Below are 13,377 nucleotides of genomic sequence, written 5' to 3'. Positions count from 1 at the left end.
GCAGTGGCGCAGCCGGACTTCGATGTACCGGCCGCGCCGGTGCCCCCGGTCGTGGTACCCGCACCGCGCCCGGCCGCCGACACCCCGACCCCGGTCCCGGAGCATGCAGGCGTCGACGAGGACCAGGAGCTGGTCCTCGAGGACCTCACCCGGGAGCAGGTCCTGGACTGGCGCTACCGCGGCCGCTAACCACCAGATCGTCCACGACCACATCACCCCGTACGGCGAGACGTCGGCGCAGCGCCTGTTCACCCAGGCGTTCATCGCGACCGTGCAGCGCCTTTACGGCCTGGGGCACCTGGACCTCGGCTACACGCCGTGGGTGCAGGCATGAGCGGCAGCGAGGTGGTGCCTGCGGGCGACTTCCAAGATCCATCGGCTTCGCCGATGAACACAGACGCGCGTCGCGCGGCGACCCACAAGGGCAGGGCGGCGCGACTCTGGGTGGCTCTGTGCGGGTCGCGGATCTTCGTAGGCACTCCCCGGCCCGAGACGGAGATCGGCTCTCCCTCCCCCTTCACAGGGGTGCGACCTTGTCCTTCAGATGCCGGGAAACGGCCGCGTAGAGGCGGTCGCCTCCGCTTTGGAAGTCAGTGGGCTCGGATGAAGGCGCCGATCTCGGCTGTCCCTGGCTGGTAGCCGTCGGAGGTGTCCACGAGCAGGGTGGGCGCGTCGAGGGAGATGTCGACGAACTCCTCGGGGCTGGAGGTGCCGACGGCGATGTCGGTGAGGAGCTGGCGGTCGCCGTGTGCGGCGCGATGCCTGTCCGAGTCGGCGCGTTCGGTCATGCGCTCGATAATGGTCGGTGTTGGGGTGGTGCACCGGATGATCCGGAGGTCGGCGATCTTCGTGAGGGGTTCGAGGCCGGTGCGCCAGAGCTGGTCCTGGTAGGCGGCCTCGGCGACGAGGGTGACGCCAGCCGCAAGGAGCACACTGAGGGTGTCGAAGAGGCGTGCATGGCTGGGATGTTGAGGGGGTCGTCCCCGCCAGGCTCATAGGCCGCGGTGCTCATGACCATGCCCTGCTTGATCTCGTCGCGGATGATTGCGGGGCATCCGAGTTCGTGGGCGAGGGTGGTTTCTCCGGTGGCGGGTGGACCGCTGACGACCACGAGGGTCGGCCGTGTTGGCATTCGCTGAGCTCCCGAGGGGTGAGCCGGTACGTCGGCGCGCCTGGTCAGGCGAGGGGTCGGGCCTGGGTCTTGATGAGCTGGAAGGCGATGAATCCGGGCTGTCGGCTCAGTTTCTCGTACGTGGCGGGGTGCTGGCGGGGCATTGAGGCGGCGGGCGTGTGTTCGACGAGGCGCGGTCGATGGCGAGGCCGGCTGCGGAGAAATCGGACCCCCATGCCTGGAGGGGCTGGCGCCAGTAGCGGTGGGTCATGCCGTTGGACCAGGCTTCCTCTGCTCGGCGGGCGTCGAAGTAGCTGCCGCCGTTGGTGAGCCAGTCGGCCGTGGGATGGCTGGTGGAAACGATGATCCGGCCAGCAGGGTGCAGCACACGAGAGAGTTCGGCCAGGGTGCGGACGCGGTCCTCGACGTAGTGGAGGACGAGCGCGAGCAGGACGATGTCGAAGCGGGAGTCGGCGGCCCAGGCAAGGGGTTCGTTGAGGTCGTGCTGCCGGACTTCGACGTGCGGCCCGAGGCGGGTGCGGGTGTGACGGACCATGTCGGCGCTCTGGTCGATTCCCGCCACATTGGCACCGCGGGCCGTGAGCTCGGCGAGGTAGAGGCCGGGGCCGCAGCCGGCGTCGAGTATCCGCTTCCCCTGTACGTCGCCGAGGAGTTCGAGGACGGTGGGTCGGTCGTAGTGGGCGTTGTAGGGGCTGTCGGCGGCCTCCCGGGCGAAGGTGTCCGCGAACCCGTCGTACGGGGCCTCACCTCGTGGCATGGGTGCCTCCGGACAGCGTCGGGACAGCCGGCGGGGGAGGGCTCTCCCCGCTCCACTGCCCCAACGACGGGAGTAGCCGGTCGAGGAGCGTGCGGTCCGGTTCACGCCCGGCGCTGAACGTGGCGTGGAGGCCGCGGACGGCGTGCTCGAACAGGTGCGGGGCGACAGGTAGGCCGCTGGCGACGTGTGCGTCGAGGCGGTGGTCGAACTCCCGGAACCACTCCCGGTACGCCTCCGTAAGCGGGTCCGGGGCGGGCCACCGCTGGTAGACGGTGGCCCGGGCGCGGGTGAAGGGGGTGAGGCTGGTCTGGTAGGCGGTGGTGACGGCGCCGGGGCGGGGCAGCTGGTGGTAGATGCAGGTCAGGGTGTTGAGGCGGGTGAAGTGGTAGCCGGCGGTGTGGTGGAGGGCGAGGAGGAAGTCCCAGTCCTCGCAGTGGGTCATGATCTCGTCGAAGCGGACTGGGGTGGAGGCGGGGTTGCGGATCACGAGGGAGCCGGTGTGGATGGTGTTGGCCGCGGCGAGGAAGGCGGCGTCGAAGGGGTAGTCCTTGCGGGGCAGGCTGCGGGGGGTGCGCGGGAGGGCCTCGGTCCACGTGGGGCTGATGAGGGCCTGGCCGTAGACGGCATCTGCCTGACCGTCGTGGAGGGCGTCGGTGGCGTCCGCGAGGTGGTGGGGCAGGAAGACGTCATCGTCGTCGAGGAGCGCGACGTGCTCGCCCTGGGCGTGGACGAGGGCCCCGTTGCGGGCGTGGGAGACGCCGCGCGGTTGGGCGGTGTCGATGAGGGCGATGGGCAGCTCGTGCTGTCAGTGGGCGACGACCTGGTCGACGGGGGTTCCGCCGTCGCGGGCGACGATGACCTCGAAGTGGCGGTAGGTCTGGCGGGCGAGGCTACGCAGGGCGCGGTGGAGCGGGCCAGGCCGGTCGCGGGTCGGGATGATCACGCTGATCACCAGGCGCTCCGTAGGGGGTGCCAAGTCGGAAGGAAACTTTCGCCTCGGCCAGGGTGGGGGCGCGGAGGTCGCCCGCGCCCAGGCGGGCCGTGGCGGAGGGGTGGAGGGTGGCGAGGCGGTAGAACTCGGCGCGCGAGCGGCCTCGGCCGTGGCCTTGGTTGCCACCTGCACGCTCCACTGCTCCTGGCCCCGGTGGTTGATGATCAGGCCTCGGCCGGCCTGGGCGTCGCTGATGAGGATGGTGCCGTCCGACAGGTGCTCGCTGCCGCCGGCCATCTCGCAGAACAAGCCCAGGTCGTGCCGCCACAGGACGGTCTGGGTGAGCGGCTCGACCTGCAGGATGCGGGAGCGGCCGTGGGCGCGGCCGTTGTCGAAGACGAGGATGGTGGCATCCGACTGGACGGAGGGCTGGTGCTGCCCGGACAGCACGCCGGGCCCCCACCACCATCGCACCGTTCGAGTGGTCAGGTCGAGGACGGCGACCAAGCGTGGCGAGCATCAATTACTCGTTTGAGCCGAAGCGCGACAGCTGACACAGAATCGGGCTTGTTGTCACCCGGCAAGCGGCTGTTGTGGGCAGGGCTGCATTTTCGGGGCGGTGCCCGGGTCGGCTGCCGACCCGGGCACCCGGTTCACGCCTCTACTCCATGAACTGGAAGGTCCACGCCTGGCGTCGGTTGCTGATGTCGAGTGGCCTCAGGGCGATACGGGGCGGGAAGATCCGCAGCAGGCTGAGGTCCAGGGCCAGCTCCCCACCGTCGACGGGGCCTCCGGGGACGACGACGTGGAAAGTGTGCGGCTGGTCGCTCTGGTAGAGCGCCCACTCGCGGGGCTCGGGGTATCCGACGACCGGCTTGTTCATCTCCGGGTCGCCGTCGTAGGAGAGATAGGTTTCGCCGCGGAGATTGCGGATCGTGTAGTTGCCGTTGCTGAGTTTCTCCAGCTGCCATTCCTGCTCGCCGGGGTTGCCGGTGGGCGGCAGCAGGACAACGGGTGTCTTGGGTTCCGACGCCCCGTCCAGCAGCGTGAGCAGTTGCTCGGGAGGGCGGGTGATCGTGTAGGTGCCGTTCGGTACGGCTGCCATGGCGCGACTCCATTTCTGACGTGCGGCGCCCGCGCGGGTCGCCGCTGATCTTTCGGGCCAGGCGAATCCCTTCCCTGCCAACGCGCGACAGAGGGTCGGAAAGGCTCTGCGTCACCCTTCAGGAGTACAGCGGATGCGTCCCGGTGTTCGATCACCTCGGTGAAGGTGTCCCTCCGGTGCCTTCCGTGGTGTGTCCGGTGGCAGTTGCTCTGCGGATCCCATGGCCGGTGACAGGTAGCGTGCCGATCCGGAGACAACTACGGCGCCTCACCAACACGAAAACGCAGGTCGACAGCCGCCGCTGGTGAGACCTACGGTGCGTCGGCACACCGTTCCCGAATCCGAAGACCGAGGCCGAGTACGAAGCGAACCGCCGGGCCGCCGACGACTACCAGCTCCAGGAGCAGGGCGAGTTCCACGTCCCGGACGAGGTGATGGAGCCGTGAGCGCCGAACCCCTCTCCCAGCACCCCGGCGGCGGCTACCGTGGCGGTACGACCTGCATGGAGGAGCCCGTGAGCGCGCAGCCTGAGGAAGCCCCCGCCCCGCCAGCCCGGGCCGCCCAACTGCTCGCTCAGCTGCGCGCCGACACCTGGGCGCCGGCCTTCGAGCGGGACTGGGCCAAGGCCCTGGAGGACTCCGCCACAGCTACAGCCTCACCCCGCTGCACGACGTCGTGCGCGGCTGGCAGCTGCGCGTCGCCGCGGCTCCGGCCGTCGACGCGTACGTGGACTCCGGCCGTGACGAGACCGGCTTCGTGGACCTGGACGACATCCTCGGTACCAGCCGGTGACCGGTAAGCCGTGGGCGGTGCGCCTGTCCCCGCAGGCCGCGAAGGTGCTCACCGAGCTCCCCGAACACGCGAAGGAGACGGTCCGCGATGTCCTGGACATCGCGGTGCGCTCCCCGTGGGGCTGGCCCCAGTGGAACACCGGCGACCCGGAGGGCGGAGACATCCGCGCCGCGTCCGTCGGGCAGCTCTCCGTCGTCTACATGATCAACCGGCTCACCCGGCACCTGTCCATCCTGGACATCGTCTGGCTCGGATAGCCACCCGTTACAACGCACCCTCCGGTGGCAACCCGGCGCTCCTCGAGAGAACCCTCCTGCTGTCCTGACCTGCCCCCACAGTCAATGGAACCGTGGATGGCGCTGATCTCGTTCCGTGCCGTTGGCCCCATTCAGCTGCGGACGCTTACCCCGTGCATCGATGAGGAACATCGCCCAGGTTGTGTCCCGGCGGAACTTGTAGTCGGAGACAAGCCGGTCCGCATTGACCAGGTTCCCGAGGACGCCGCCGAAGCCGGGCAATAGGTGGTTGCCGAGGGCGTTGAGCGACATACTGCCGATTGCCCGCAGCAACGCGGGCCGGTGGTCCCGCTGCAGCGCTTCAAACGCGACTTCCTCCACCCGCCGTTCCAGCTCGGCGACGAGGGTTGCAGCGTCGGCGCCGGATGACTGCCCGCCGGCAAGAACCTTCCGCAGCCCATGGATACGCTTGTCCTGGCGAAGATCGAGGACGTACTCGTGGAAGGCCCCTTTAGACGTCATCTCATTTGGTGCTGGGTAGGGTTCCTTGACACGAGCACAGCGAGCTGGTGCAACCGCTGGCAGTACTGGCCTCCTACAGGGTCATTGATCTCAGGGATGACTCGGTCCAGGTCCTCGATGCGGCTCTGCAGGAGGACGCTGTTCTTCGAGTCAAGAGTGCCGCTGTTGTCGAGCCAACGAAGAACGCAGCCAGCGATGTCCAATTCGAGGAGCCACACGTCTGTGCCCCCGAACGTGGCACGTCGCAGGCTGTCGGGGAAAGGACCCTGGCGGAATTCCTGCCAGAGACGATCTACGGTCTGTACCTGCTCAGTCGATTCGCTCACTTGAGCCATCTTGCCGTAGCCGTTGAGCCGTTTTGGCGTTCATCTTCAAGCGGCGGTAGCGGATGAGGGCTGCGGCGATGCCTGCGAACGCCAGGAAGTGTTCGGCCTTGCGCTCATAGTGCCGGTGTAAGCGACGGCAGCCTGAGAGCCAGGACACCGTCCGCTCCACGACCCGTCGATGCCGGCCGAGCCGGTTCGACGGCTCGATTCCCTTGCGGGCGATGCGGTGACGAATGCCGCATTGGCGCAGCCATCTCCGTAGGTGGGCGTAGTCGTAGCCCTTGTCACCGTGGAGCTTGCCGGGGCGGCGGCGACGAGGTCCGCGGCGGGATCGGATCGACGGGATGCCGCGGACGAGAGGCTGGAACGCCTGGCTGTCGTGGAGGTTCGCCCCGGAGATTCCGACGGACAGGGGCAAACCGGTCCGCTCGGTGATCAAGTGGATCTTCGACCCGAACTTGCCCCTGTCAACAGGATTCGGACCCGTCAGATCCCCCTTTTCAGGGCCCGCATGTTGACGGAGTCGATTGCACAGCGGGACCAATCCAGCTCGCCGCGGGCGCCAAGTTCGTCGAGGACCAGGCGATGGAGTTTGGCCCACACCCGGGCCTTCGCCCACTCGGAGAACCGCCGGTGGGCTGTCGCCCCCGACGGCCCGAACGATGCTGTAGGCAGCTGCTGCCAAGTACAGCCCGACGTAGCCACGAACAGAATCGCCGCCAGCACCTCCCGGTCACCATGCCGACGTCGGCCACCACCTTGAGGCCGCGATGGAGCCTCCGGCACCACCCGCTGGAACAGCTCCCACAACTCATCCGGCACCAACCGCTCAACAATCCCCGCCACGACCGGCAGCCTACCCAAGCCGCCCAAATGAGATGACTTCTAAGGCGTGTGTCGGAAGTGCTTTAGGTTGGCTGATGTGAGTGCGCGGGGGTGGAGTTACCGATATGTCGGACCGGTCGAGCTGAGGGCTGCGGTCCGGCCTGGCAGCGGTGGGTACCGGATCAGCTCGGCGGCTGACTTCGACGACTGGATCGCTGGGCGCTCGGCGGCGGAGCTGGCCGAACCGTTCACCTTCGTCATCGGCGCGGACGGTGTGCTTCGGCTGGCGGAGCGGCGGAGCGAGCACGTGGCCTGTGCCGGCGGAGACATGGTTCTGAGTGCCGGCGAGATCGGTTTCGTGTGCGAGGCGACCGGTGGGCCGTGAGAGAGGTCAGCAACCAGTCCACCGGGTACTGCCCCGAGATCGGCTCCTGGTCGGAAGTCGCTCGTGGTCTGGACGACGTAGGGCTCGGGCGGCCCTCCGGCTTCACCCACGAGGTGGTGTTCCGGCGGTGTCCTGGCTGCCAGGAGCACAACATCGTGCGCGAGGACGACTTCGTCTGCGTCTTCTGCGGCAGCGATCTGCCGGAGACGTGGAACGTGGATCCCACCGTGTGAGGACCGAGGTTCACAGCCACTCGTTGATGGCCGCGACGAGGACGGTTGCCTCGTAGCGGACGGCGAGCTTGTCGTATCGCGTAGCGACAGCGCGGTTCCTCTTGAGACGGTTGATCCTGCACTCAACCGCATGACGCTCGCGGTAGTCGACCGGGTCGAAGTGCGGTGGCCGGCCGCCGCGGGAGCCGAGCTTCTGGCGGTTGCGCGCCTGGTCGGCCTTGTCGGGGATGGTGCAGCTGGCTGCATAGGCGAAAACGAAGAGCACCTGTCGGACGATTCTGAGAGCACTGGTCACCCGTTCGTGCGTGGAATGTCCGTGAGAACTGGTAGCACCGGCTGGTGTCGAAACTGCAGTGACGGCGATGGGCGGCTCTCGTCCCGTCATGCGGCACTAGCCTTGGTGCGCCGCAGTGATGTTCCAGGGGGGAGCTACCTACCGTGCAGTCTTTGCAAGAGCAGGACCCCGAGCGGGTCGCGGACTACCGGCTTCTTGGCCGGCTGGGGGAGGGCGGGATGGGGGTGGTCTATCTCGCCCGGTCCCCGCGGGGTCGGATGGTGGCGGTGAAGACGATCCGCGCCGAGTTAGCGGCGGCCCCGGATTTCCGGCGCCGCTTCGCCAAAGAGACCGCTGTGGCCCGGCAGGTCGGCGGGGAGTGGACGGCTGCCGTGCTGGCCGCCGACCCCGACGCGGCACTGCCCTGGGTTGCGACGGCCTACGTCGCCGGGCCGACCCTGCAGCAGGTGGTGGTGGAGCAGCACGGCCCGCTGCCGGAGCATTCGGTGCGTGGTCTGGCCTCCGGGTTGTGCCGGGCGCTTGGTGACATCCACGCCGCCGGGCTGGTCCACCGTGATCTGAAGCCGTCGAACGTCATGGTGACCATCGAGGGCCCGAAAGTGATCGACTTCGGTATCGCCCGCGCCCTGGATTCCACCACCGGTGGCCTGACCAGTACCGGGGTGGTGGTCGGCTCGCCAGGTTTCATGTCACCGGAGCAGATCCGCGGCGAGAGCCTGACGGAGGCGAGCGACATCTTCTCGCTTGGCGCGGTGCTCGCCTTCGCTGCCTCCGGGCGGCTCCCGTTCGAGGTGGCGGGAGGGCAGGTGCACGCTCTGATGTACAAGGTGGTGCACGAGCCGCCGGATCTCACTGGCGTTCCCGGGCCGCTGCGGGAACTGATCGAGACCTGCCTCGCAAAGGACCCGGCAGACCGGCCTACTCTGGCCGAACTGCGGGAACGGCAGGACACCCAGTACCGATCGCTGGGCCCCTGGCTGCCGTTGGAGGTGCTGACCCGGCTCGGCCAGGAAGCCATCCACCTCCTCGACCAGGAGGACCCGCACACCCGGATGACTCCGGTCGACGCGGATTCAGCCGGCGAGGCGATAGACGTAGGCCCGGCCACACCGCTGTACGTGCCCACGGCCGTCGACCAGGCGCCCCGGGCATCCCCGCGTGACCAGGCCGGGCAGACGCAGGAGCCGCCGTCCCGTCTGGCCGACGAACGCCGCCGCGCACGCGGCCAGACTGGCCCGGCCGACGGGTACCGGGCCGCTGTCTACTGGTTCCTCGCCCTCTCCGCCCTCGTCTCCGCACTTACGGCCATCCACCAGATCATCGCCGCTACCGAACAAGGGCATGTGTATGACGACGGTTTCAATCCGACCTGGGGTGATGCCTGGAAGTACATCGCGGATCCATGGGCCTGGGGCAGCCCAGTCGGCATCCTGTGGACCGCCCAGCTCCTCTTCGGCGCAGGGCTGGTAGTGAGCTGGCTGATGTGGTCCGCCCGCGTGCGTTCCGTCGCCGAGCAGTTTGCTCCCGGCCGGCTGCGATACCGCCCGTCCATGGCGATCGTGGGATGGCTTATACCGGTCGGAAATCTGTTCCTCCCCAAGCAGATCGCCAACGACGTCTGGCATGCTTCCAGCCCGCCCGGCCAGGGGGACGGCACAGACCCAGCCCGTCTGCTGCAGACCTGGTGGGCCGCCTGCCTGGTCACCCTCATGACCTGGCCGCTCTTCCTGACTCCCTGGACCACGTTCCGCAAGGAGGTGAGCATCACAAAGAAGGTATACATCGCGAGCCAGAACGAGTGGATTTGCTGCGGCTATGACTACCGGTATGAGTTCCAGCTGGAAACCTGGTTCGTTTTCGCTCTGTATGTGCTGGTTGTGCCGGCAGCGATCGTCACCGCTCGCTACGTCCACCGGGTGACCGACATGCAAGCGGCCAAGGTCCAGGGCTGACCGGTAGCCTCGAAGTCACGGTCCGTCGGTGCATCTGGCGGGCCGTTTCGGTTTGTCGGGCTGATGGTGGGCAGGCCCGTGGCCTCGCTGTCGCGCCGGGTGCCACGTTTCCAGAGGTGGCGATGCCGGTCATTGGGGCGGTACTCACGCAAAGCCAGGACCCGACAGGCCAACTATCCCGCCCATTCCACGCCCAGCTCCGCGAGTGTGGCGCGTTGGTCGGGGGTGAGTTTGTCACGGCGGGTCTTGGTGTTGGTGGTCCCCACGCCCAGCTTCACGACCGCCGGGGTGTCCTCGCCTTCGACCGTGACTGTTCTGCGTGGCTGCGGAGGACGCGGTGGTGGCCTTCGCGGCCGATGTACTGCGCGAGGTGTCGGCGTACACACGAACGTGGCTCTGGCAAGGTTTTCGTAGCCGGAGATCGTCCCGATGCGGGCAGTCGCCTGGTTTGCGGGGTGGGCAGCCTTTGGGCGTGTTCTGTTGAACTGTCAGAGTATTTTCGCACTTGGCCGGGTTACTCGTGTTCTCAGCTGATACTTCCGGTCCTGTCGTGGTGATCGAGGCTCGTACCCGCTCCCGTGTTCCTGTGGGATGCAGCGGGTGCGGTGTCCTGAGCGACTGGACTCACAGCCGCTATGTCCGGCATCTCGCCGATGCGGCGCTCGGCGGCCGGCCGGTACGGATCGACTTGTCCGTGCGCCGTCTGTATTGCGAGAACCCGTCCTGCCCGAAGGTGACCTTCGCCGAACAGGTGCCTGGGCTGAGCGTCCGCTACCAGCGGCGAACGCCGCTGCTGCAGCACTTGGTCGAGTCGGTCGGTGTTGTGCTGGCGGGCCGGGGCTGGTCCCGGATGTTGCGGGTCCTGAACGTCAGACTCTCCTGGTGCACCGTGCTCGCCCAGCTGATGCGGATGCCGCTGCCGCCGCTGGTCACACCCCGGGTGCTGGGGGTGGACGACTTCGCGCTCTACGGCGACACCTACGGCACCCTTCTGGTCGAGGCCACCACCCGCCTCCCGCTCACGCTCTGGGAGGGCCGGGACGCCGAACAGCTCAGCCGATAGCTCCGCGCGCATCCCGGAGTCGAGATCGCCTGCCGCGACGGCTCACTCACATACCGGCAGGGCATAGCCGACGGCCGCCCGACGCCGTCCAGGTCAGAGACCGTTTCACCTGTGGCAGGGCATGTCCCGGCGCGCTCAGGAAGTCGCCGCCGCCACCGCAGCTGCCTGCCGGCCACTTCCCTGCCCCCGAACCGGCCGGTCCGGAGGGTCTGCTTCGCGAAGTCGGTGTCTGTTCTGCGCCGGTCGTGGACGGCCTCCGGCCGGATACCCGCGGCCAGGGCCGCCTGCCGGAGCACGCCATGGGCGGCGAGGTACTCGTCCAATGCGCTTCGGTGGCGGCGCTGGCGGGTTCTGGGGTGCTGCGGTGGCGGTGGCTTGGTCCATGGCAGCTGTGAAGCCTGGGCTTGCTTCGCTTTGACCATCTGAGATCGGAGGCGTCGCGGCGTTCGCCGTCTCCCACGGCCGGTTCACCGTTGACGCCGACGCCACCGTGCAGTCGCGGCAACCTGGCGGACGTGGATCGCTTCCAGAGCGCCGATCCTGTGCCCTTCCGCATCGACGGTGACACAACGGCCCCGGCACATTCACACGCCGGGGCCGCCCTTCCGGGTCGCTGCACGTGAGAGTGCAATGACCCACTTGCCATGGTATGCCCTGGCGCATCCGCGGCATCATGGGCTTTTCGCGCGATACGAGCCGGGCGGTCGGCATGGTCCATGCGTGCCTCGACCGACAGGACCGGGACAGTTCTCTCGGCAAGGGCAGACTGCCCAAAGGCGGGTCTGGGGGAGACTCCTCCGATCAGGCATATTGCGCAGAGCATAATCCGTCATTCGCGTGGACAGAAAAGCAGCATAAGGATATTTAGATTCTAGTTATTCGAACCATAAAATATGGCCAGTCGGGTGAGAATTAATACAACCCGAGGCCGCCATTCGACCGGCGATAATCGTCGTGCGCGACACGTCGCCAAAGCGGATCCAGCCGACCCGGTCGTGGCAATCTGCTCGCCTGTGCAAGGTCTTCGAGCGGAGGTGCGCGTCCTGTGAGCGCCACTGTCAATCCCACCGTCAGCAGGCGCCGACTGGGGTCGGAGCTACGCCGGCTCCGTGAGATCAGCGGTATGACGACACAGCAGGTGACGGAGCGCCTGCTGATTTCCCAGCCCAAGATCAGCCTGCTGGAGAACGGCCGCCGCGTCATCAAGCCGCGCGATGTGCGCGATCTCTGCGGGCTGTACGGAGTTCAGGATCAGCAGAGGGTTGACCATCTGATGCAGCTGGCCAGGGAATCGGGTCAGCAGGGATGGTGGAACTCCTACGGCGACATCCCGTACGGCGACTACATCGGTCTGGAGGCCGAAGCGGCCGCGATCCGGCTCTACGAGCCGCTGGTGATCCCCGGCCTGCTGCAGACCCCGGCTTATGCGCGGGCGGTCATCGCAGGAACGATCCCTCATGGCACACCCGAACAGGCCGCCGCACGCCTCCAGGTGCGGCTGCGGCGCCAGGACCGGCTGGGAGCCCCGCGGAACCCGCTGCGCTTATGGGCCGTACTGGACGAATCGGCACTGCGGCGCGTCGTGGGCAGCCGCGAGGTCATGCGCAAGCAGCTGGACCATCTGACCCACCTCGGTGCCCAGCCGCACATCACCATGCAGGTTCTCCCTCACGGCGCGGGTGCGCACCCGGGTGTCTCGGGACAGTTCTCGCTGCTCGAGTTCGCCGACGCCACCGATGCAAGCGTGGTGTATCTGGAAAGGTTCACCAGCGACCTCTATCTGGAGAAACGTTCCGACGTGCGGCTCTACGGCGATATGTATGCGCACTTGCAGGGTCAGGCGCTGAGCCCGGACAGTACCCGGCCTTTTATCGACGAAGCCATGAAGGCGTACGCCGGCCCGGGATGACGTGAGGGCCGTTCTCGGAGCTGATCAGTCGCGGGCACTACTGAGCCCCTGGACGATGTGTCCAGGGGCTCAGCCGCCGAGCGGCGGACGGGACGTCCTACGTGCTTGACCGGGCTTCAGCCCCTGTCGCCGACCCGTACGCAGCAGTCGGTGACGGGAGGGCGGAGCGTGGGCCGATCCGGCCGAGTGCTCGAGACCGAAGGGGCAGGGGCGTGACGCGGTCAAGTCCGCGTTGGGCTAGTCCTGTCGCGTACCTCGCCGGATTCTCTTCATCGTGAAGAGGACCGAGCCTCCGACGAATGCCAGCACTGCCGCAGAGGCGGCCATGATGCCGGTGCCGCTGCTTGAGCCGGCCCCCGCCGACTGCTGGCCGGTGGCAGCGCTCACATGGGCGAAGTTGACGCTCCTGGCCGCGTGGCCGGGACCTTCGTGGCCGGGATCAGCGGCTTGGCTGTTCGGCAGGAAGTCGGCCCACGGCGGCTTGCCCTCGTCGTGGTCGTCCTGACCGTTCCCGTTCTCGCCCTCGTCGTGGTCGCCGTCCTCGTCCTTGTCGTGGTGGCCGTTCTCGCCCTTGCCTTTGTCCTTGTCGTGGCCGTGCTGTCCCTTCCCGCCCTTGTCACCGCGAGGCCCCTTGGGGCCTACGGGTCCGGCGGGCCCGGTGGGTCCGACAGGTCCTGCGGGTCCGGTCGGGCCGGGAGCACCGGGAGCACCGGGAGCACCGGGAGCACCGGGGGCGCCGGGGCTGCCGGTCGGGCCGGGAGCACCGGGAGCACCGGGGCTGCCGGTCGGGCCGGGAGCACCGGGAGCGCCAGGGGCGCCGGGGGCGCCGGGGCTGCCGGTCGGGCCGGGAGCACCGGGAGCACCGGGGCTGCCGGTCGGGCCGGGAGCACCGGGAGCGCCAGGGGCGCCGGGAG

At 68.0% G+C, this 13,377-nt stretch carries 12 protein-coding genes and 4 pseudogenes; 7 read left to right on the top strand and 9 right to left on the bottom strand.

What is annotated here, in order from left to right; all coding sequences use genetic code 11:
• The first annotated feature begins 3 nt into the window (after window positions 1–3).
• Entirely contained in the window at window positions 4–189 is a 186-nt protein-coding gene (locus tag ACIQU4_RS40245; RefSeq protein ID WP_403742214.1) for a hypothetical protein, read from the top strand.
• 401 nt (window positions 190–590) lie between these two features.
• On the opposite strand, the gene ACIQU4_RS40240 is transcribed toward ACIQU4_RS40245, so the two are convergent.
• The 5 genes and pseudogenes from ACIQU4_RS40240 to ACIQU4_RS40220 all read right to left on the bottom strand — a co-directional run bounded on the left by ACIQU4_RS40240 (window position 591) and on the right by ACIQU4_RS40220 (window position 3,925).
• Window positions 591–932, bottom strand: coding sequence for a hypothetical protein (locus tag ACIQU4_RS40240; protein WP_403742211.1), 342 nt, complete (start codon window positions 930–932; stop codon window positions 591–593).
• Window positions 933–1,238: 306 nt separating this feature from the next.
• Window positions 1,239–1,889 (bottom strand): class I SAM-dependent methyltransferase, encoded by a 651-nt coding sequence (locus ACIQU4_RS40235; protein ID WP_403742209.1) that lies wholly within the window; start codon window positions 1,887–1,889, stop codon window positions 1,239–1,241.
• Entirely contained in the window at window positions 1,876–2,376 is a 501-nt protein-coding gene (locus tag ACIQU4_RS40230; protein ID WP_403742330.1) for a hypothetical protein, read from the bottom strand. The genes ACIQU4_RS40235 and ACIQU4_RS40230 overlap by 14 nt, the downstream gene beginning before the upstream one ends.
• Before the next feature lie 93 nt (window positions 2,377–2,469).
• Window positions 2,470–3,117: pseudogene (locus ACIQU4_RS40225) on the bottom strand (glycosyltransferase family 2 protein); the annotation flags it as partial.
• A 364-nt stretch (window positions 3,118–3,481) separates the two neighbouring features.
• Window positions 3,482–3,925: a hypothetical protein gene (locus tag ACIQU4_RS40220; protein WP_403742206.1), complete on the bottom strand. Its 444-nt coding sequence runs from the start codon at window positions 3,923–3,925 to the stop codon at window positions 3,482–3,484.
• A 788-nt stretch (window positions 3,926–4,713) separates the two neighbouring features.
• On the opposite strand from ACIQU4_RS40220, the gene ACIQU4_RS40215 reads away from it, so the two are divergent.
• Window positions 4,714–4,974 carry a hypothetical protein gene (locus tag ACIQU4_RS40215; RefSeq protein ID WP_403742204.1) on the top strand — a complete coding sequence of 87 codons (261 nt, stop codon included), beginning with the start codon at window positions 4,714–4,716 and terminating at the stop codon, window positions 4,972–4,974.
• An 81-nt stretch (window positions 4,975–5,055) separates the two neighbouring features.
• On the opposite strand, the gene ACIQU4_RS40210 is transcribed toward ACIQU4_RS40215, so the two are convergent.
• Complete coding sequence (locus ACIQU4_RS40210) at window positions 5,056–5,475, bottom strand: hypothetical protein (protein WP_403742201.1); 420 nt, start codon at window positions 5,473–5,475, stop codon at window positions 5,056–5,058.
• A gap of 309 nt (window positions 5,476–5,784) precedes the next feature.
• Window positions 5,785–6,638 (bottom strand): IS5 family transposase gene (locus tag ACIQU4_RS40205; RefSeq protein WP_403742325.1). Its coding sequence is split into 2 segments (ribosomal slippage): window positions 5,785–6,299 and window positions 6,299–6,638, totalling 855 coding nucleotides; the frame shifts between segments, so codons are not numbered across the junction.
• An 85-nt stretch (window positions 6,639–6,723) separates the two neighbouring features.
• On the opposite strand from ACIQU4_RS40205, the pseudogene ACIQU4_RS40200 reads away from it, so the two are divergent.
• Window positions 6,724–7,244 (top strand): annotated as a pseudogene (locus tag ACIQU4_RS40200) (hypothetical protein).
• A gap of 10 nt (window positions 7,245–7,254) precedes the next feature.
• Here ACIQU4_RS40200 and ACIQU4_RS40195 read toward each other — a convergent pair.
• Window positions 7,255–7,509 carry a hypothetical protein gene (locus tag ACIQU4_RS40195; RefSeq protein ID WP_403742198.1) on the bottom strand — a complete coding sequence of 85 codons (255 nt, stop codon included), beginning with the start codon at window positions 7,507–7,509 and terminating at the stop codon, window positions 7,255–7,257.
• A gap of 182 nt (window positions 7,510–7,691) precedes the next feature.
• Between ACIQU4_RS40195 and ACIQU4_RS40190 the strand changes: the two genes are divergently transcribed.
• The 4 genes and pseudogenes from ACIQU4_RS40190 (at window position 7,692) to ACIQU4_RS40175 (ending at window position 12,463) form a co-directional block, all read left to right on the top strand.
• Window positions 7,692–9,491 (top strand): protein kinase, encoded by a 1,800-nt coding sequence (locus ACIQU4_RS40190; RefSeq protein WP_403742195.1) that lies wholly within the window; start codon window positions 7,692–7,694, stop codon window positions 9,489–9,491.
• A 520-nt stretch (window positions 9,492–10,011) separates the two neighbouring features.
• Window positions 10,012–10,149: pseudogene (locus ACIQU4_RS40185) on the top strand (hypothetical protein); the annotation flags it as partial.
• 36 nt (window positions 10,150–10,185) lie between these two features.
• Window positions 10,186–10,554: a hypothetical protein gene (locus ACIQU4_RS40180; RefSeq protein WP_403742327.1), complete on the top strand. Its 369-nt coding sequence runs from the start codon at window positions 10,186–10,188 to the stop codon at window positions 10,552–10,554.
• A 1,045-nt stretch (window positions 10,555–11,599) separates the two neighbouring features.
• On the top strand, window positions 11,600–12,463 hold the full coding sequence (locus ACIQU4_RS40175) for a helix-turn-helix domain-containing protein (RefSeq protein ID WP_403742192.1): 864 nt from the start codon (window positions 11,600–11,602) through the stop codon (window positions 12,461–12,463).
• 237 nt (window positions 12,464–12,700) lie between these two features.
• Here the strand turns inward: ACIQU4_RS40175 and ACIQU4_RS40170 are convergent.
• Window positions 12,701–13,377, bottom strand: a pseudogene (locus ACIQU4_RS40170) (hypothetical protein); the annotation flags it as partial.

Source organism: Streptomyces sp. NPDC090741, from assembly GCF_044769045.1.
Lineage (GTDB): Bacteria > Actinomycetota > Actinomycetes > Streptomycetales > Streptomycetaceae > Streptomyces.
Note: the sequence above shows the minus strand (reverse complement) of the source record. Positions and strands in the feature narration are given on the sequence as shown.